18 protein-coding genes and 3 tRNA genes are annotated in these 18009 nt (G+C 73.2%); 4 read left to right on the top strand and 17 right to left on the bottom strand.

All coding sequences use genetic code 11. The features are described from left to right. Positions 1-35: 35 nt before the first annotated feature. From ACSDG8_RS10745 to leuC, 3 genes are all read right to left on the bottom strand, one after another. Complete coding sequence (locus ACSDG8_RS10745) at positions 36-641, bottom strand: HU family DNA-binding protein (protein ID WP_184682930.1); 606 nt, start codon at positions 639-641, stop codon at positions 36-38. Positions 642-800: 159 nt separating this feature from the next. Next, entirely contained in the window at positions 801-1388 is a 588-nt protein-coding gene (gene leuD, locus ACSDG8_RS10750; RefSeq protein WP_210900406.1) for a 3-isopropylmalate dehydratase small subunit, read from the bottom strand. Between the two features lie 16 nt (positions 1389-1404). Continuing rightward, entirely contained in the window at positions 1405-2847 is a 1443-nt protein-coding gene (gene leuC, locus ACSDG8_RS10755) for a 3-isopropylmalate dehydratase large subunit (RefSeq protein ID WP_210942824.1), read from the bottom strand. A gap of 49 nt (positions 2848-2896) precedes the next feature. On the opposite strand from leuC, the gene ACSDG8_RS10760 reads away from it, so the two are divergent. Continuing rightward, on the top strand, positions 2897-3583 hold the full coding sequence (locus tag ACSDG8_RS10760; protein WP_013284529.1) for an IclR family transcriptional regulator: 687 nt from the start codon (positions 2897-2899) through the stop codon (positions 3581-3583). A gap of 201 nt (positions 3584-3784) precedes the next feature. Here the strand turns inward: ACSDG8_RS10760 and ACSDG8_RS10765 are convergent. From ACSDG8_RS10765 to ACSDG8_RS10780, 4 genes are all read right to left on the bottom strand, one after another. Then, positions 3785-3857: transfer RNA gene (locus ACSDG8_RS10765), tRNA-Glu, on the bottom strand. Positions 3858-4016: 159 nt separating this feature from the next. After that, positions 4017-4089 (bottom strand) — tRNA-Glu (locus ACSDG8_RS10770). 76 nt (positions 4090-4165) lie between these two features. Then, positions 4166-4237 (bottom strand) — tRNA-Gln (locus ACSDG8_RS10775). Positions 4238-4344: 107 nt separating this feature from the next. Further along, complete coding sequence (locus ACSDG8_RS10780) at positions 4345-5148, bottom strand: fumarylacetoacetate hydrolase family protein (protein WP_210898861.1); 804 nt, start codon at positions 5146-5148, stop codon at positions 4345-4347. A 212-nt stretch (positions 5149-5360) separates the two neighbouring features. Here ACSDG8_RS10780 and ACSDG8_RS10785 point away from each other — a divergent pair, with 212 nt between their 5' ends. Further along, positions 5361-6845 carry a hypothetical protein gene (locus tag ACSDG8_RS10785; RefSeq protein ID WP_439427845.1) on the top strand — a complete coding sequence of 495 codons (1485 nt, stop codon included), beginning with the start codon at positions 5361-5363 and terminating at the stop codon, positions 6843-6845. 34 nt (positions 6846-6879) lie between these two features. Further along, positions 6880-7764 carry a 3-methyladenine DNA glycosylase gene (locus tag ACSDG8_RS10790; protein WP_210943058.1) on the top strand — a complete coding sequence of 295 codons (885 nt, stop codon included), beginning with the start codon at positions 6880-6882 and terminating at the stop codon, positions 7762-7764. Positions 7765-7788: 24 nt separating this feature from the next. On the opposite strand, the gene ACSDG8_RS10795 is transcribed toward ACSDG8_RS10790, so the two are convergent. The 9 genes from ACSDG8_RS10795 to ACSDG8_RS10835 form a co-directional block, all read right to left on the bottom strand. Continuing rightward, positions 7789-8904: a cellulose binding domain-containing protein gene (locus ACSDG8_RS10795; protein WP_439427846.1), complete on the bottom strand. Its 1116-nt coding sequence runs from the start codon at positions 8902-8904 to the stop codon at positions 7789-7791. Positions 8905-8992: 88 nt separating this feature from the next. Further along, positions 8993-9565, bottom strand: a complete 573-nt coding sequence (locus ACSDG8_RS10800) for a GNAT family N-acetyltransferase (RefSeq protein WP_252449444.1) — start codon at positions 9563-9565, stop codon at positions 8993-8995. A gap of 49 nt (positions 9566-9614) precedes the next feature. Continuing rightward, positions 9615-10040 (bottom strand): alternative ribosome rescue aminoacyl-tRNA hydrolase ArfB, encoded by a 426-nt coding sequence (gene arfB, locus ACSDG8_RS10805; protein WP_120571223.1) that lies wholly within the window; start codon positions 10038-10040, stop codon positions 9615-9617. A 9-nt stretch (positions 10041-10049) separates the two neighbouring features. Next, positions 10050-10346 (bottom strand): hypothetical protein, encoded by a 297-nt coding sequence (locus tag ACSDG8_RS10810; RefSeq protein ID WP_013284522.1) that lies wholly within the window; start codon positions 10344-10346, stop codon positions 10050-10052. Positions 10347-10498: 152 nt separating this feature from the next. Further along, on the bottom strand, positions 10499-11359 hold the full coding sequence (locus ACSDG8_RS10815) for a S1C family serine protease (protein ID WP_120571224.1): 861 nt from the start codon (positions 11357-11359) through the stop codon (positions 10499-10501). Positions 11360-11398: 39 nt separating this feature from the next. After that, positions 11399-12358, bottom strand: a complete 960-nt coding sequence (locus ACSDG8_RS10820; protein ID WP_013284520.1) for a VWA domain-containing protein — start codon at positions 12356-12358, stop codon at positions 11399-11401. Next, positions 12355-13371: a DUF58 domain-containing protein gene (locus tag ACSDG8_RS10825; protein WP_439427847.1), complete on the bottom strand. Its 1017-nt coding sequence runs from the start codon at positions 13369-13371 to the stop codon at positions 12355-12357. Before ACSDG8_RS10825 ends, ACSDG8_RS10820 begins: the two co-directional genes overlap by 4 nt. Continuing rightward, the gene (locus ACSDG8_RS10830; protein ID WP_210898843.1) at positions 13368-14417 is read right to left on the bottom strand and encodes an AAA family ATPase; all 1050 of its coding nucleotides are present in this window, start codon (positions 14415-14417) and stop codon (positions 13368-13370) included. The genes ACSDG8_RS10825 and ACSDG8_RS10830 overlap by 4 nt, the downstream gene beginning before the upstream one ends. Positions 14418-14609: 192 nt before the next feature. After that, positions 14610-14951, bottom strand: a complete 342-nt coding sequence (locus tag ACSDG8_RS10835) for a hypothetical protein (protein ID WP_439427848.1) — start codon at positions 14949-14951, stop codon at positions 14610-14612. A gap of 462 nt (positions 14952-15413) precedes the next feature. Between ACSDG8_RS10835 and ACSDG8_RS10840 the strand changes: the two genes are divergently transcribed. Continuing rightward, positions 15414-16406 (top strand): endonuclease/exonuclease/phosphatase family protein, encoded by a 993-nt coding sequence (locus ACSDG8_RS10840; protein ID WP_439427849.1) that lies wholly within the window; start codon positions 15414-15416, stop codon positions 16404-16406. A gap of 1 nt (position 16407) precedes the next feature. On the opposite strand, the gene cimA is transcribed toward ACSDG8_RS10840, so the two are convergent. Continuing rightward, the gene (cimA, locus tag ACSDG8_RS10845; protein WP_210898838.1) at positions 16408-18006 is read right to left on the bottom strand and encodes a citramalate synthase; all 1599 of its coding nucleotides are present in this window, start codon (positions 18004-18006) and stop codon (positions 16408-16410) included. Between the last annotated feature and the right edge of the window lie 3 nt (positions 18007-18009).

An 18009-nucleotide genomic window follows, 5' to 3' on the forward strand; every position in this document is an offset into this window, starting at 1 on the left:
CGCGAACGGTGGGCGCCCTTTCGTGGGCCGTCCGGTCAGCGCCGGCTGGCGGCCTTCTTGGCCGGTGCCTTCTTCGCGGGCGCCTTCTTGGCCGCGGTGGTCTTCTTGGCCGTGGCGGACTTCGCCGCGGTCGTCTTCTTGGCGGCGGTGGTCTTCTTCGCCGCGGTGGACTTCGCCGCGGTCGTCTTCTTCGCCGCCGTGGTCTTGGTCGCGGCCGCCTTCTTCGCCGGGGCGGCCTTCTTGGTCGCGGTGGTCTTGGTGGCCTTCGCCGCCGTGGTCTTCTTCGCAGCGCCGGTGGTCTTCGCCGCCGTGGTCTTCTTGGCGGCGCCGGTGGTCTTCTTCGCGGCAGCGGTGTCCTTCGGCACCTTGCCGCTGGCCACCATCTCCTTGAAGCCCGCGCCGGCGCGGAACGTCGGGACGGAGGTCTTCTTGACCTTCACCGCCTCTCCGGTCCGCGGGTTGCGCGCTGTTCGGGCCCCCCGGACGCGCTTCTCGAACGCTCCGAAACCGGTGATCGCCACCTTCTCGCCCTTGGTGACCGCCGCCTGGACCTCAGCGAGAACCGCGTCGAGCGCGGCCGTCGCCGTCTTCCGGTCCCCCAGGCGAACGGCGAGCGCCTCGATGAGCTCGGCCTTGTTCACGACTTCCTCCCGATTGTGCAACTGACTCGACGCGAGCCATTCTGCGCGCACGTTATGCCCTGTGCTGCCTGGACACAAACATTCGGTGGAAAAAAGCCCTTGTGTCGTAACGGATTCGCCCCCACCGGGCACACCGGTGGGGGCGAATTCGGGCCGGAGTCAGGCTACCGAGGGCAGGAACGACGGCCGGGACGCCTCGTACGAGGCGATCTCCGCCTCGTGCCGGAGGGTGAGTCCAATGTCGTCCAAGCCCTCCATCAGCCGCCAACGGCTGTGGTCGTCCAGCGGGAACGCCCAGGTGGCGTCACCGGCGTGGACCTGGCGGGCGGCGAGGTCGACAGTGATCGGCGTGGTCGGCTCGGATTCCACGAGATCCCACAGTTCTTCCACGGCTTTCAATTCCAGCTCGACCGGAAGGAGACCTTCCTTGAGCGCGTTGCCGCGGAAGATGTCGCCGAAGCGGGGCGAGATGACGGCCCGGAAGCCCCAGTCCCGCAGCGCCCAGACGGCGTGCTCCCGGGAGGATCCGGTGCCGAACTCGGGGCCGGCGATCAGAATCGACGCACCCGAATGGGCGGGATCGTTGAGGACGAATGACGGGTCCTCCCGCCACGCGTTGAACAGACCGTCGGCGAATCCGGTCCGGGTCACCCGCTTGAGGTACACGGCGGGGATGATCTGGTCGGTGTCCACGTTGGACCGGCGCAGCGGCACGGCCGTGCCGGTGTGGGTGGTGAACTTGTCCATCTGTCGGCTGCCCTTCTTACAGGTCGGCGGGGGCGGCCAGCCGGCCGACCACGGCGGTGGCGGCGGCGACCGGCGGGGACACCAGGTGGGTACGCCCGCCCCGGCCCTGGCGGCCCTCGAAGTTGCGGTTGGAGGTCGAGGCGGACCGCTCGCCCGGCTTCAGCGTGTCCGGGTTCATGCCCAGGCACATGGAGCAACCGGCGAAACGCCACTCGGCGCCGGCGTCGGTGAACACCTTGTCCAGCCCCTCCGCCTCGGCCGCCTCGCGGACCGCGGCCGAGCCGGGCACCACCAGCATGCGTACGCCGTCGGCGACCTGGTGGCCGCGCAGCACGTCGGCGGCGGCACGCAGGTCCTCCAGGCGGCCGTTGGTGCAGGAGCCGACGAAGACCACGTCCACGGCCAGGTCACGCATCGGCGTGCCCGGGGTGAGGTCCATGTACTCCAGCGCGCGCCGGGCGGCGACCTGCTCCGGCTCGGTGACGAACTCCTCCGGGGTCGGCACCGTCGCGCCCAGCGGCACGCCCTGCCCGGGGTTGGTGCCCCAGGTCACGAACGGCGTGATCCGGCTCGCGTCGAGCGTGACCTCGGTGTCGAAGGTCGCGCCGTCGTCGGTGGGCAGCGTCCGCCAGTACTCCAGCGCCGCGTCCCAGTCGTCGCCCTGGGGCGCGTTCGGCCGCCCCTTCAGGTACGCGAACGTGGTCTCGTCCGGCGCGATCATGCCGGCCTTGGCGCCCCACTCGATGGACATGTTGGCGATGGTCATCCGCCCCTCCATGGAGAGGGCCTGGATCGCCTCGCCGCGGTACTCCACGATGTGGCCGCGACCGCCGCCGGTGCCGACCTGCGCGATCAGCGCGAGCACCAGGTCCTTGGCGGTGACGCCGGGGGCCAGCTCGCCGACGACGTTCACCGCCATGGTCTTCGGCCGGGCCTGCGGCAGCGTCTGCGTGGCCAGCACGTGTTCGACCTCACTGGTGCCGATGCCGAACGCGAGCGCGCCGAACGCGCCGTGGGTGGCGGTGTGCGAGTCGCCACAGACGATCGTCATGCCGGGCTGGGTGAGGCCGAGCTGCGGGCCGATGACGTGCACGATGCCCTGGTTCTCGTCGCCCAGCGCGTGCAGGCGGACGCCGAACTCGGCACAGTTGCGGCGCAGCGTCTCGATCTGGGTGCGGGAGGTGGGGTCCGCGATCGTGAGCAGGTCGCCGCGCCGGAGACGGAACGCCGGGTCGTCGTACCCGGTCGGGGTGTTGTGGTCCTCCGTCGCGATCGTCAGGTCGGTACGGCGGACCCCGCGCCCGGCCAGACGCAGCCCGTCGAACGCCTGCGGACTGGTCACCTCGTGGAGCAGGTGCAGGTCGATGAAGAGCAGGTCCGGCTCCCCGTCGGCGGAGCGGACCACGTGTGCGTCCCAGACCTTCTCGGCCAGGGTCCTCGGTTGAGTGACTCCCACCATCTGGACATCCTAAATTCTGGGAGGTAAATTTCGGCTTGTGGGACACAGTATGAGCGGTGTCGGCGTTCTCGACAAGGCGGTGGTCATCCTGGCCGCCTGTGTCGACGGCGCCAGCCTGGCCGAACTCGTTGAACGCACCAAGCTGCCCCGTGCCACCGCGCACCGGCTGGCACAGGCGCTGGAGATCCACCGGATGCTCGTCCGGGACACCCAGGGCCGATGGCGCCCGGGGCCACGCCTGGGCGAGCTGGCGAACGCGGCCCCGGACGTGCTCCTGACCGCCGCCGAGCCACTGCTCGCCGCGCTACGGGACGCCACCGGCGAAAGCGCCCAGCTCTACCTGCGGCGCGCCGACGAACGGATCTGCGTGGCCGCCGCCGAGCGCGCCAGCGGCCTGCGGGACACCGTCCCGGTCGGCTCGGTGCTGCCGATGACCGCCGGGTCGGCGGCGCAGATCCTGCTCGCCTGGGAGCCGCCGGAGGCGGTCATGCCGCTGCTCCCCCGCTCCAAGTTCACCGGCCGCACACTGGCCGAGGTGCGGCGGCGCGGCTGGGCCCAGAGCGTCGCGGAGCGCGAGGCGGGTGTGGCGAGCGTCTCGGCGCCGATCCGTGATCGCACCGGGCGGGTGATCGCCGCGATCAGCATCTCCGGCCCGATCGAACGCCTCGGCCGCCGCCCCGGCGAACGCCACGCCATGGCCGTAGTCCGAGCCGGCCAGCGCCTCTCCGGCCTCTGACCCCACGGCTGCCCGGCTGGCCCCGGCTGCCCGCCCGCACCCCCTCGCGTTGATCATGAAGTTGGCGGCATTTTTGATCTCCCCGGCTGCCGCTAACTTCATGATCAACGGGGCGGGGTGGGCGGGGTGGGGTGGGGTGGGGTGGGTGGGACAACGCGAACGGCCCGCCTCGCGTGAGCGAGACGGGCCGTTCGGTGAACGTAGCCCCGACCGGATTCGAACCGGCGCTACCGCCTTGAGAGGGCGGCGTCCTGGGCCGCTAGACGACGGGGCCAGGCACTTTTCCTGCTTCGCCGCCCTGCCGGGTGGCGTGGCAGTAGTCTAGCGGCATCGCGTCCGGTACCCGCCGCGGGGGTCACCCCCATCGCACGCGAAAGCGTTGCCCGGACAGCAGAAAGCCCGCCCCGGAAAACGGGACGGGCTGTCGGTGCTGTAGCCCCGACCGGATTCGAACCGGCGCTACCGCCTTGAGAGGGCGGCGTCCTGGGCCGCTAGACGACGGGGCCAGAACCTTCATTGCACTCCGCCAGCGTGAGCTGCCGGAATCCAGCGTCCGTGAGCTCTTGCGAACTCGCGGCTGCGCTGGGGTACCAGGACTCGAACCTAGACTAACTGAACCAGAATCAGTCGGGCTGCCAATTACCCCATACCCCATTGGCCCCTTGCGGCGCCGGGAATGAACTTTACCCTCCCGGTGCCGACAGGCCAAATCCAACCCCTCGAAACCCACCTGACCAGCGGAAACGAGGCATCGGAGCGAATCAGGCGACAGGGACCACCGGGTTGCTGAGCTCCCCGATCCCCTGAATCCGCACGGTGACCGTATCCCCCTCGGTGAGCGGGCTAACCCCGGCCGGCGTGCCGGTCAGGACCACGTCACCGGGCAGCAGCGTCATCACGTGCGAGATGTACGACACCAGGCCCGGTACGTCGAACACCATGTCCTTCGTCCGGCCGATCTGGCGTACCTCCATCTCCTCCGGGTTACGACCCACCTCGCAGCGGATCTCCAGATCGCTGACGTCGAGACCGGTGGTGATCCACGGCCCGATCGGGCAGAACGAGTCGAAGCCCTTGGCGCGGGTCCACTGCCCGTCGGAGCGCTGCAGGTCCCGCGCGGTGACGTCGTTGGCGCAGGTGTAGCCGAAGATGGCCCGCTCGGCGGCGGCCCGGTCGGCACGGCGGGCGCCCGGGGCGCCGATGACCACGGCGAGTTCCGCCTCGTGCTCGACCTGCTTGGAGAAGATCGGCAGCCGGATCGCGTCGCGCGGGCCGATCACCGAGGTGGACGGCTTGAGGAAGAGCAGCGGCTCCTTCGGCACCTCGCTGCCGTGTTCGGCAGCGTGCTCGGCGTAGTTGCGGCCGACGCAGACCACCTTGCTGGGCAGGATCGGCGACAGCAGCCGGACGTCGGAGAGCGCCCAGCGGGCGCCGGAGAACTGGATCTGCCCGAACGGGTGGCCTTCGATCTCGGCGATGGTCAGGCCCTGCGGCCCGGCCTCCGGCTCGCCCTCGACGACCCCGAACGACATTCCCTTGGCATGAGCGAAACGAGCGATACGCACCCGGCCAATCTATCCCCGCCCGCGTGTCACCCGGCGGACACCGGCGGGCGGCGCGCCCGGCGGCCCCGCGCGACACCCTCGCCGCCCGCCGGCGCCGGACCGGCGAGAGCGCGACAGGGTACGCCGGATCGCGCCGGACGGGGCGGGAATGGCGGCTTCGTACCCGCCCGGCGGGGCCCGGCCCATAGCTTCGGTTCCGGAGGTTCGTTGGTATGCCTGCATCGAGACGACACCACAGGGCCCTGGCAGTGTTCGTGAACTGCCTCGGCGTCATCGCCGCCGTACCGGCGCTGTCCCCGGCGACGCCCCGCGCGGCCGCCACCCCCACTCAACCGGCTCCACCGCCGGCCGCCGTCCCGGTCGCGCTGCCCGGCGCGGGGGCGACCCCGATCCCGACCGGCGTGCCGGCGGTCCCTCCGGCGGTGCCGACCACCGGCCCGGCTCCGGTCCGCCCGTCGATGCCGCCGGTGAGCGTGGCGGTCGGCGCGGCGGGCACTCCGGCGCCGGGTTACCGGATCGAGGTCCGCAACGCCGGCACGGCGCCGGTCGACACGATGGTGCGGCAGGAGCTGCCGAGCGGGTCGCGGGCCACCACGGTGACCGGCGGTGGGCGGAGCACCCGGCCCGCCGGGTCGAGCGCCGGGGAGGTGACGTGGCGGTTGCGCCTGCCGGCGAAGAGCACCACCACGTTGCACACCGCGCTGTCGATTCCCGGCCCGGGCCGGTCACTGACCGCGCCCACCTGCGTCTACGGCACGGACGGCACGCGCCCGTACGACTGCGCCACGGCGACCTGGGTGGGCGCCGCGACGGCCCCGGCGGCGCAGGTGACGGCCGCCCCGGCCTGGCGGCGGCCACCGGTGCTGCTGGCCGCGTTCACCGCGCTGCTGGTGGTCACCGCGGGCGTGCTGTGGTGGGCGGTGTGGCGCCGCCGCCGGCGCACGGCGGCGGGAAGCGTCGCGCCGGGCACGATGGCCCGCGGCGCACCCGGCGGGACGGCAGGCACGGGAGTCCCCGGAGGCGGCACGCAGGGCCAAGGCACGCCCGGCCAAGGCGGACCGGGCCAGGCCACGCCGGGCCACGGCACGCCCGGCCAAGGGGCGGCCGAACGGGGCACCGTCTATCCGCGTACGGCGGTGCCGACGCCCGCGAGCCGCCGACGCCGGCCGCCGGTCTGGCTGGTGGTGGGCGTGGCGGCGGCGGTGCTGGCCGGCGTGGTCGGCGCGGCGGCGTGGTCGGCCACGCAGCGGGTGGCGGCGATGGACACCACCAAGCAGCCGACGAGCGGCGCGTGGGTGGGCAGCAGCGTCACCGGCGGGCTGGGCCAGCCGTTGCGGGAGACCGCGTTCGAGTTCACCGTCTACCGGGTGAGCTGCGGCGAGGGCGTCCTGCCGGCGGCGCCCGGCGGCGGACGCCCCTGCCTGGCCACGGTCGGGGTGCGCAACGTCACGAACGAGGACCAGACCTGGCACGGGCAGTTGCAGCGGGCGTACCTGCCGAGCGGGAACTGGGTGGCCGCCGACGAGGACGCGACCCGGGTGGCGAACCTGGGTCGGGACGTCTTCTCGCAGCCGGTGGCCGCCGGGCGGCGGGTGCTGCTGCCGCTGGTGTTCACCATGCGCGGCGGCGAGCCGCCGAAGCGGTTGGAGCTGCGCAGCGGCGTCTTCTCCGCGGGCGTGCGGGTGGACGTGCCCTGACCCGGTGACGGGTGGCGGTCGTACCCTGGGGTGCGTGACCGCCGCCCTCGCCCCCGCGCTCGACGTCGCCGACTGGCAGGCGCGCCGGCACGCCCACGAGGAGCGGGTGGATGCGTGGCTGACGCCGCATCTGGGCCGCCGCCGGTCGGGCGTGAAGCATCCGGTGGAGGACTTCCTCTTCACGTACTACTCGTACCGTCCGGCCCAGCTGCGCCGCTGGCATCCGGGCGCGGGCGTGGCGCTGCGCGACGCCGACCCGGCCGGTTTCGGCCCGGACTACACGGCGAGCGCCGCCGGGCTCACCCTCGACACCGATCGGGTACGCGCGCGGCGCGCCGAGTCGATCTCCTGGATCCGTACGCTGCTGGCGGCGACCGCCGGGCGGCCGGCGCAGTTCGGCTGCTTCGGCATGCACGAGTGGGCGATGGTCTACCGGCAGACGCAGGAGCAGGTACGGCACAACTCCTGGCCGCTGCGGCTGAGTCCGGCGCGGACGGCGGCGGTGGTCGAGGAGCGCGGCGTGCGGTGCAGCCACTTCGACGCGTTCCGCTTCTTCACCGCGCCGGCCCGCCCGCTGAACGTGCTCCAGCCGACCCGGGAGAGCCAGCATTCGCTGGAGCAGCCGGGTTGCCTGCACGCCAACATGGATCTCTACAAGTGGGCGTACAAGCTGTCTCCGCTGGTCTGCTCGGAACTCGTGGCGGACTGCTTCGAGCTGGCCCGGGAGATCCGGACGCTGGACATGCGCGCCAGCCCGTACGACCTGGCCGGTCTGGGGTACCCGCCGATGCGTGTGGAGACCCCGGAGGGCCGGGCCGAGTACGCGGCCGCGCAGCGCGGGTTCGCCGAGCGCGCCGCCGGGCTGCGGTCCCGGCTGCTGGCCGCGCTGGACCGGGCCGTACCGGCCGGCACCCGCTGAGCGGAGCCGGCCGGCACGCGACGGTTAGCTCGCCGCGCAGGTCAGCGCCGGGCTCGGCGCGGTTCCCTCGGCCAGGAACCCGAACGTGGTCTGGGCGGCCGGGGCCAAGGCGCCGTTCCAGCCCGCGTTCCGGGCGGTCACAGTGGTTCCGCTCTGGGTCACGTCGGCGCTCCACGCCTGGCTGATCCGCTGGCCCCCGGCGAGCGGGAAGCGCACGGTCCAGCCGGCGATCGGCGCGGTGCCGTCGTTGCGCACGGTCACCTCCCCCTGGAATCCGCCCGGCCACTGACCGGCGGTCCGCCAGGTGGCGGTGCAGCCGCCGGGCGCCGACGTCGGGCCCACTGTGGGCGACGGGCTGAGGCTGAGGCTGACGGTCGGCAACGGCGTGGGGCTCGTCGTCGGGCCGGGCGTCGTGCGGTCGAGCGCGGCGGTCAGCGCCGGGTACCACCTGTCGGCCATCTTCTGGTCCCCGGCCGCGTTGGGGTGCACGCCGTCGTAGGTGTCGGTGGCGGTGCTGAACCCGGTCCACTGGTCGACGACCACGATCGGTGAGGCGGCTGTGGTCTTCCCGGCCGCCCAGCCGTCGACGAGCGCGTTGAGCGCCACCGTCCGCGAGCCGCACTCGGGGCAGCTCGCCGGGTTCATCGGGATGATCTTCGCGACCAGCACGGTCGTGGCCGGGTTGGCGGCCCGCATCTGGTCCACCAGCTTCGAGTACGCGGCCAGGATGGTGGCGGGCGCGATGTTGCTCCACACGTCGTTGGTGCCGAAGTGCATGAGCACGACGTCCGGCCGGGTGGCGGCGAGCCAGCCGGGCAGCAGGTTCTGGTTCGCCACGTTCGTCGCGAGGTAGCCGCCGTGCCCCTCGTTGTCGCCGTCGTACGGCACACCGCAGCCCTGCGGCCCGAGCGTGCCGACGAAGTCGACGTCGGTGTGGCCGGTGGACTGGAGGCGGTTCCAGAGCAGTGCTCGCCAGCAGCCGGGCGAGCCGGTGATGGAGTCGCCGAGCGGCATGACGCGGACCGGGGTGGCCGCCGCGGCGGCCGGGGGCGTGGTGGTGGTGAGGGTGAGGCCGAGGGCGAGGACCGGTAGCAGCGCGGCGAGCGCGGTCAGCGCGGCGCGCAGCGGGTTTCGGGACATGCGGAAGGGACTCCTGTCACTGTGACGTGGTGGTCGGTGACGGCCCTGAAGCTCCTCGTACGCATTGAAGCGCTTCGACGCCTCCGGCTCAAGCCTCCGGGTGCCCCCGATGCCGGTTCCACTCCGGGGCGAGGATCGACATGACTGTGGCGTCCACCCAGTCGTCGCCGTCGCGCAGCACCTGCCGCAGCGTCCCCTCGGCGACGAAGCCCACCTTCTCGTAGGCGCGCCGGGCACGCGGGTTGAACGCGAACACCTCCAGGCCGATGCGGTGCAGGCCGAGCTGCTCGAAGCCGTACCCGACGATGAGCCGGACCGCCTCGGTGCCGAGGCCGCGGTCGCGGCCGCCGGGGCCGATGAGCGTGCGGAAGTTGCAGCTCGCGTTGGTCCGGTCCCATTCGTTGAGGACCACCTCACCGACGCAGGCGCCGCCGGCCCGGTCCACCACCGCGAGGTCGAGCCGGTCGTCCTGGCTGTTGCGGGTGCCGTACCAGGCGCGCAGGCGGGACGGCTCGAACGTCTCACCGGCCGGGCTGCCGGTCAGCCGGGCCACCTCCGGGTCGGCCAGGATCTCGGCGAGCGCCGGCAGGTCGTCGTCGTGGAACGGGCGCAGCACGACGAGCTCGCCGGTGAGCGTGGGCTTGACGGAGAAGTCGATCACGTGGCGGAATTCTCCGCGCGGCGCGTGTGGCGGCTCAACGGATTTTCGGTCAGTCGCCGTCCACCCGGCGGTCGCGTTTGCGCTGGGACTGGCGCTTCTTCTCGGCCAGACGGCGCTCCTTCGCGCCACGGGAGGGGCGGGTCGGGCGGCGCGCCTTCGGCGGCGGGGCGACGGCCTCGCGCAGCAGCGCGGCCATCCGCTCGCGGGCCGCCTCCCGGTTGGCCAGCTGGGCGCGGTGCTCGCTGGCGGTGACGGTGAGCACGCCGCCGACCAGGCGGCCGGCGAGCCGGGCCAGCGCGCGTTCCCGCAGCGCCTCCGGCACGCTCGGCGAACCGCCCAGGTCGAAGCTCAGCTCCACCCGGGAGTCGGTGGTGTTCACTCCTTGCCCACCCGGGCCGGAGGAGCGGGAGAACCGCTCGCGCAGCTCGGCGGCGGGCACCACGAGCCGATCGGTGACCCGCAGTCCGTCGTCCACTCCCCGAGGCTAGCGCCCGGCGCGGTGGCTCGGGGTGGGGGTGGCGCTCGGCGTGGGACCGGCCCGTTCCTCGCCGCCGCCGGACGCCGCGTACGCGGCCGCGCCGACGAGCAGCAGGGCGATCACCGCGAGCTTGACGACCACGCCCCGGATCGCGAGCCAGGCGTTGCGCCGGGCGCCGGGGACGCTGGTCCGGATCGTCTGGTAGTCCGTCCAGCCGCGTTTCGCACGCGCGTAGGAGGCGCCGACACCGGCGCCGATGATCAGGCCCACCACGAGGAGGGCCGCAATGACAGCTTGCTCCACCTCCGCCAGTATCCATACTCAGCGTAATATTTCTATGCCCCAATGATCCCACGCCGGATATCCGACACTTCGCACCGATCTTGCGACGCTTGTGCAGGTCAGCGCCGCGCGGGGCGCCGGAGCAACCCCGCGCGGGTGGCCGCGCCGGCGACTCAGCCGCCCCGGCCGATGATGGTGTCGGCGGTCTGCTGGACCTGGTCGATCGGGATGGCGAAGCCGATGCCGATCGACCCGTTGCCGTCGATGGTGGCGATCGCGGTGTTCACGCCCACCACCTCACCGCGCGCGTTCACCAGTGGCCCACCGGAGTTGCCCGGGTTGATGGAGGCGTCGGTCTGCACCGCCGTGTGCCGGCCGTTGCCGATGCGTACCTGCCGGTTGAGCGCGCTGACGATGCCCGCGGTGACCGTCCCGGCGAGCCCGAGCGGCGACCCGACGGCGAGCACCGGCTCCCCCACCCTGGTCGAGTTCGCCTTGGCCAGCGGCAAGGGCGGCAACCCGGCCGACGCGGGCACCTTCAGCACGGCCAGGTCGCTGGCCGGTTCCCGGCCCACCACCTCGGCCGGGAAACGCCGCCCGTCCGAGGTCTCCACCGTCACCGCGCCGGCACCGCCCCGGGCCAGGATGTGGTCGTTGGTGACGATGTGCTGCTCGTTGTCGATGGCGAACCCGGAGCCGGACGCGGACGCGCCGGAACGGCCCCCGACCATCACCGACACCACCCCGGGCACCGTCTTGCCGGCGGCGGTCACCAGCTCCGCCGGCACCGGCGCGGCGGAGGCCGCCGTCGGTCCCGGCGCGCCCCGGTCGGCCGCCCAGGTGCCGGCCGCCGCGCCGGAGACGGTGGACAGCGCCACCACCGCCGCCACACTCAGCAGCCGGTGCCGCATGCTGCGCCGCCCGGCCTCCGGCCCACCCCCGGGTACGTCCCGGTGGCCGCGCCCGTCCGGGTCCAGCTCCGGCGAGACGAACCACGGTCCGCGTGGCTCGCCGAGTCCGGTCTGCACTGCCATGCCTGGCTCCTCACATGTCGTGCCGTCGTGGTGTGCGGGTCAGGGCAGCCGGGAGAACCACCGCAGCGAGCCGGCCGCGGCGCCCATCGCCAGGACCAGCCCGAGGCCGATGAAGCGGGCCGAGATGTCCTGCCGCTCGGTGCGATAGCCGACCGAGGTGCCGATGTCCTCGTAGACGTCCTTCAGCTCGGCGGTGGTGGACGCCTCGTGGAAGCCGCCGCCGGTCTGCTCGGCGACCGCCCGCAGCGTCTGGCCGTCCACCGGCACCTGGATCGCCCGGCCGCCGCGGTCGACCGAGCCGCCGGGCGTGCCGAAGGAGATGGTGTGCACCGGCACCTTCGCGGCGACCGCCTGGTCGGCGGCCTCCATCGGGTCCATGCCGGAGGTGTTCGCGCCGTCGGAGAGGATGATGATCCGGGCCGGCGGCGGGTCCTTGGCGGCGGTCGCGTCCAGGCTCTTGACCGCGCCGAGCGAGGTGCTGATCGCCTCGCCGATGGCGGTGCCCTGCACGCCGGTGATGCCCTCGGCCAGCCGCCCGATGCCGTCGTGCAGCGCCTCCCGGTCGGTGCTCGGCGGCACCAGCACCGCCGCGCTGCCGGCGAACGCGACGAGGCCGACGTTGAACTCGTCCGGCAGCCCGTCGACGAACCGCCGGCCCGCCTCCTTGGCCGCTGTCAACCGGTCCGGGTCCACGTCACCGGCGAGCATCGAGGTGGAGACGTCCACCGCGACCATCACAGTGGCCCGTTCCCGGGGCACCCGCACCTCCGCCTCGGGCCGGGCGAACCCGACCACCAGCAGCGCGAGCATGGCGAGGAACAGGCCCGCCGGGACGTGCCGCCGCCAGGCCGGACGCCGCGGGGCGACCCGGTCGAGCAGGCGCAGGTTGGTGAAGCGCACCGCGTACCTGCTCTGCCGCCGTTGCAGCACCAGATAGCCGGCGACCAGCGCGACGACGGCGAGCAGCAGCCAGAGGCGGGCGGGTGACTGCCAGGTCATGCGACACCTCCGCGGGCGGCAGCCGGCACCATGGCCAGCCGGCGCTGCTCGTGCACGTACCGGACGACGTCCGCGCACCAGTCCCGGTCGGTGCGCAGCGCCAGGTGGGTCGCGCCGGCCCGGCGCAGCGTGCGGCGTACCTGGTCGCGCTGCTCGGCGGCGGCGCGCGCGTACCGCTCGCGCAGGCCCGGGTCGCCGGTCCACACCTCGCGGTGCCGGCCGCTCTCCGGGTCGACGAGCGTGATCAGCCCGACGTCCGGCAGTTCCAGCTCGCGCGGGTCGGTCACCTCGACCGCGAGCACCTGGTGCCGTACCGCCAGGCGGCGCAGCGCCGCGGCCCACGGCGGCGGCGCGGTGTCCGGGTCGTCGGGCAGTTCGTCGAGGAAGTCGGAGACGATCACCACGAGCCCGCGCCGGGTGGCGACGCGCTGGAGGCCGTCCAGCCCGTCGACCAGGCCCGGCACCGCGTCCCGAGGGCGCGCGCCGGCCGCGCCCGCGCCGCCGGAGTCCGGCAGGCCGCCGGTACGCGGGGCGCCGAGCAGCGCGCGGAGCAGCCCGAGCAGATGGGTACGCCCGCTGCGGGCCGGGAACCGGCGCAGCCCGTCCGGCGTGAGCACCTGGGCGCCGAGCCGGTTGCCGACTCCGGCGGTGAGGAAGCCGACCGCCGCCACGGCCGCCACCGCCAGCTCCCGTTTGTCCAGCGTGGACGTGCCGTACTCCATGCTGGGGCTGGCGTCGACGAGCAGCCAGGTGGTCAGTTCCCGGTCCGCGTCGACCTCGCGGACGTGCGGAACGGTGGTCCGGGCGGTGACCGCCCAGTCCATCCGGCGTACCTCGTCCTCGCCGGGGCGGTACTCCCGGCTGCCGGCCGCCTCGCTGCCGGGTCCGGGCAGCAGGCCGCGGTACCGGCCGTGCAGCAGGCCGTCGAGCCGCCGGGTCACAGTCAGCTCCAGCCGGCGCAGCCGCTGGTCGGGCGCGAGGTCGGTCAGCCCGGGCTCGGCCGTGCCGGTCATGCCGCCGCCAGGTCCGGCGCCACCTCGGTCGGCCCGTTCACCAGCCGGGGCGGCGGCACCGCCTCGATCACCCGGCGCACCACGTCCTCGCCGGAGATCCCGTCGGCGACCGCGTCGAAGGTGAGCACGAGGCGGTGCGCCAGCACGTCCACCGCCAGGTCCCGGATGTCCTCGGGGAGCACGTAGTCCCGGCCGTGGATGAGCGCCTGCGCGCGGGCGGCCGCCACCAGGCCGAGCGTGGCCCGGGGGCTGGCCCCGTACGCCAGCAGCGGCGCGATGTCGGGCAGGCCGAAGCGTTGCGGGTCCCGGGTGGCGAGGATGAGGCGGACCACGTACTCGGCGAGCGCGTGGTGGACGAAGACGTCGGTGGCGCGGCGCTGGAGGTCACGCAGCCGGGTCGGGTCGAGCACCGTGCTCGCGGTGGGGCGCTCGGTGCTCATCCGGTAGAGGATGGCCAGCTCGTCGGCGTCGCTCGGATAGTCGACCACGACCTTCATGAGGAAGCGGTCGCGCTGCGCCTCGGGAAGCTGGTAGACGCCCTCGGACTCGATCGGGTTCTGGGTGGCCAGGACCAGGAACGGCTCCGGCACCGGCCAGCTCCGCCCGCCGATCGAGACCTGCCGCTCGGCCATCGCCTCCAGCAGGGCCGACTGCACCTTGGCCGGAGCCCGGTTGATCTCGTCGGCGAGCACCAGGTTCGCCATGATCGGGCCCAGTTCCACGTCGAACTGCTCGGTCGAGGCGCGGTAGATGCGGGTGCCGACGATGTCGGAGGGCACCAGGTCGGGCGTGAACTGGATGCGGGAGAACGTGCCGCCGACCACGGTGGCGAGCGTCTGCGCGGCGAGTGTCTTGGCCACCCCCGGTACGCCTTCCAGCAGGCAGTGACCGTCGGCGATGAGGGCGGTGAGGAGGCGGTCGACGAGCCGATCCTGCCCGACGATCACGCGTTTGACCTCGACGAGGGTCTGGTCCAGCTCGACGCTGCTCGCGTCGGCATCGACCGGGCTGGGCACGCTGGCCAGGGTGTCCGAGATGTCCGTCACGGTGCTTGCTTCCCGTGCCGGACCGGCGACAAACGTCGGATTATCTGCGCCGGAGGGGCAGTGGCCGAACCGGACGGGCAGCATCTCCCCGATCGGGCGGCAACGGCGCGAACCGTCGCGGCGCGGGCCGGACCGGGACGGAACACGACACCGGCCCCCGCCGCAGCGGGGGCCGGCGCGTGGCCGGACGGGTCAGTTGGCGACCAGGATGTGGAACGGCCGGTCGGCGAAGCCACCGGCGGAGTTGCGGGTCTGCACGAAGACCGCGTTCGGGGTCAGCGTGCGCGGCGCGGCCGAGACCTCACCGCCCGGCGGCACGTTCGCCGTGTCGTTCGTGCCGATGGAGACGTGGTACGACTTCTGGCTCACGTTGTAGTCGAACAGCACCTGGTACTGCCCGGCGGACACGCCCGGGCCGGGCACGAACCGGAGCGAGGACACCACGTTGCCGGAGTGCTGCAGCAGCGTCCCGTTGGCCGACACGACGGCCCAGGCGACCTGGCCGGGCGCGGGCGGGGCCAGCGTGGCACGCATGGCGGCACGGGCGGCCTGCCGCTCGGCGGCGGGTCACCGGCGGCTGCGCGGTGCTGTGCCGGGCGCCGGGCTGGGGCCGTGCCTCCGACTGGGCGGCTGCGGCGATCCCTCCACCGGCCAGGGTGAGGGACAGCGCGGCGAGCGCCACCACCGTCGCCTTTCGTTTGAAGAATGTGGCCATGATTTCTCCCTTGGTAAAACGTGGTGATACGGCGACTGCGCGCGTCAAAATTGCGGATCATCGGGTATCCGCCCGGGGAGCGCACCGCTCGTGAGCTGGCCTTACTACAGAGAGTCGCGACGTCTCAACCAGGGGGAACGTAGCACCGGGAAATGCAGTCGGTCAATAGCTCGTATTGCGTGTCCGGTCGATCGAAAAAGTGCTCGGGAATTGCGGGCGAGCATTCACGAAATTGTTTCGCCGGGCATCGCGGCGGCGCGGACCCGGGTAGTCTGACGGCCATGATCACGGCGCCGGACCTGTCCCGGAGCGGCACCCGGGGCGGTCGCTGGGCCACCGCCGCGTGCTGGCTGGCAGTCGCGCTGGTCGCCGCCTGGGCGCTCGTACGCCTGGCCGGACTGGAACGCGGCCCGCTGGTGCTGGTCATCGCCTTCACGCCGTACGTCGCCGCGGTGGCCCCGGTGGTGGCGGTGTCGGCGCTCGCCCTGCGGCGCCGGGCCCCGGCGGTGGTCGCGGCCCTCGCCGCGCTGTCACTGATCGGCGCGGTGGCGCCCCGGGCGATCCCCGACACCCGTCCTCCGGCCGACGGGCCGACGCTGCGGCTGCTCACCGCCAACCTGCTCCTCGGCTCGGCCGACGCGGCGGGACTGGTCGGCCTGGTCCGGACGCGCCGGGTGGACGTGCTCACGGTGCAGGAACTCACCCCGGCGCTCGCGGCCGAACTGGACCGGCTCGGCCTGGCCACGCTGCTGCCGCACCGGTCGCTGAGCCCCGAGGTCGGCTCCACCGGCTCCGGCGTGTACTCCCGCCACCCGCTGCGCGACACCGGGCACCGCCGCAACAAGGGATTCTTCTTCACCCAGGCGTACGCGACGGTGACGGTGCCGGGGGCGCCGCCGTTACGTGTGGAGTCGGCGCACCCGGCCGCGCCGTACGCGGTGGACGTGGTGCCGGACTGGTGGACCGACCAGCGCGCCCAACCGCCGGCCACCCCGGACGGCGGGCTGAGCGTGTTGGCCGGGGACTTCAACGCCACGCTCGACCACGCGGCGCTGCGGGACCTGATCGCCACCGGCTACACCGACGCGGCGGACGCGGCCGGGGCCGGGTTCGGCGGCACCTGGGGCCCGTACGACGGCGACCCGATCCCGCCGGTCACCATCGACCACGTCCTGGTGGACCGGCGCATCGCGGTGCGCGCCGCCGGCACCTTCCCGGTGCCGGGCAGCGATCACCGCGCGCTGCTGGTCGAACTGCGCCTGCCGGCCGGCTGAGTCAGGCCGGGGTACCGCCGGACACACGGGCCCGGTCCAGGCCGTAGGTGAGGGCGTCGACGAGCGCGACCCAGCTGGCCTCGACGACGTTCGGGTGCACGCCCACAGTGGTCCAGTCACGGCCGGCCCCGGCGGTCTCCACGAGCACGCGCGTCACCGCGCCGGTGCCGTGGCTGCCCTCCAGGATGCGGACCTTGTAGTCGGCCAGCTCGAATTCGCGCAGCTCCGGGTAGTGCCGCGCCAGTCCCACCCGCAGCGCCTCGTCCAGCGCGTTGACCGGGCCGTTGCCCTCGGCGGTGGCGATCACCCGCTCGCCGCGTACCCGGATCTTCACTGTCGCCTCGGAGACCACGGCGCCGTCCTCGCGGTGCTCGACCAGCACCCGGTACGACTCCAGCGTGAACGGCCGGACCGGCGCCGCGCCCGGCAGCTCCGAGCGGACCAGCAGTTCGAACGAGGCGTCGGCGGCCTCGAACGACCAGCCGTCGGCCTCCATCTCCTTGACCCGCCCGGTGACCCGGGACAGGGTGTCCGGATGGCCGGCCAGGTCCAGACCGAGCTCACGGCTCTTGAGCTCGATGCTGGCCCGGCCGGCCATCTCGGTCACCAGGATCCGCATGTCGTTGCCCACCACAGTGGGTTCCACGTGGTTGTAGAGCAACGGGTCGACCTTGATCGCGCTCGCGTGCAGCCCCGCCTTGTGAGCGAAGGCGGCGGCCCCGACGTAGGCCTGGTGGGTGTCGGGGGCGATGTTGGCGATCTCGGCGATGGCGTGCGAGACCCGCACCATCTGTTCCAGGCAGCCCTCCGGTAGGACGGGCATGCCCAGCTTGAGCTGAAGATTGGCGACGATCGCGAAGATGTCGGCGTTGCCGGGGCGCTCGCCGTAGCCGTTGGCGGTGCCCTGCACGTGGCGGATGCCGGCCTCGACCGCGGCGATGGTGTTCGCCACCGCGCAGGCGGTGTCGTTCTGCGCGTGCATGCCGAGCCGTTCCGGCGCGATCCCGGTCCGCGCCACCAGCCCTTCGATCACGGCGGTGACCTGGGAGGGCAGCATGCCGCCGTTGGTGTCGCAGAGCACGAAGCGCTCGGCGCCGGCGGCCAGCGCGGTCTCCGCCACGGCGGTGGTGTAGCCCGGGTCGAAGCGGAACCCGTCGTAGCAGTGCTCCCCGTCGACGAAGACCCGCCGGCCCTGCGCCACCAGGTACGACACGGTGTCGCGGATCATCGCCAGGTTCTCCTCGGCGGTGGTGCGCAGCGCCCGTTCCACGTGCCGCAGATCCGCCTTGGCGACCAGGGCGACGGCCGGGGTCTGCGCGTCAAGCAGCCCGCGCACCTGCGGGTCGTCCTCGACCGCGAGGCCGGCCTTGCGGGTGGCCCCGAAGGCGACCAGGATCGCGTGCCGCAGTTCCAGCTCGGTGCGGGCCCGGCGGAAGAACTCGGTGTCCTTCGGCACCGCGCCCGGCCAGCCCCCCTCGATGAAGCCGACCCCGAGGTCGTCGAGCAGGCGGGCCACCGCCAGCTTGTCGACCACCGAGTACGTGAGTCCTTCGCGCTGTGCGCCGTCGCGCAGCGTCGTGTCGTACACCTGGAAGGTCATCGG

It is taken from the genome of Micromonospora sp. LA-10, assembly GCF_051853095.1.
GTDB classification, from domain to species: domain Bacteria; phylum Actinomycetota; class Actinomycetes; order Mycobacteriales; family Micromonosporaceae; genus Micromonospora; species Micromonospora echinospora_A.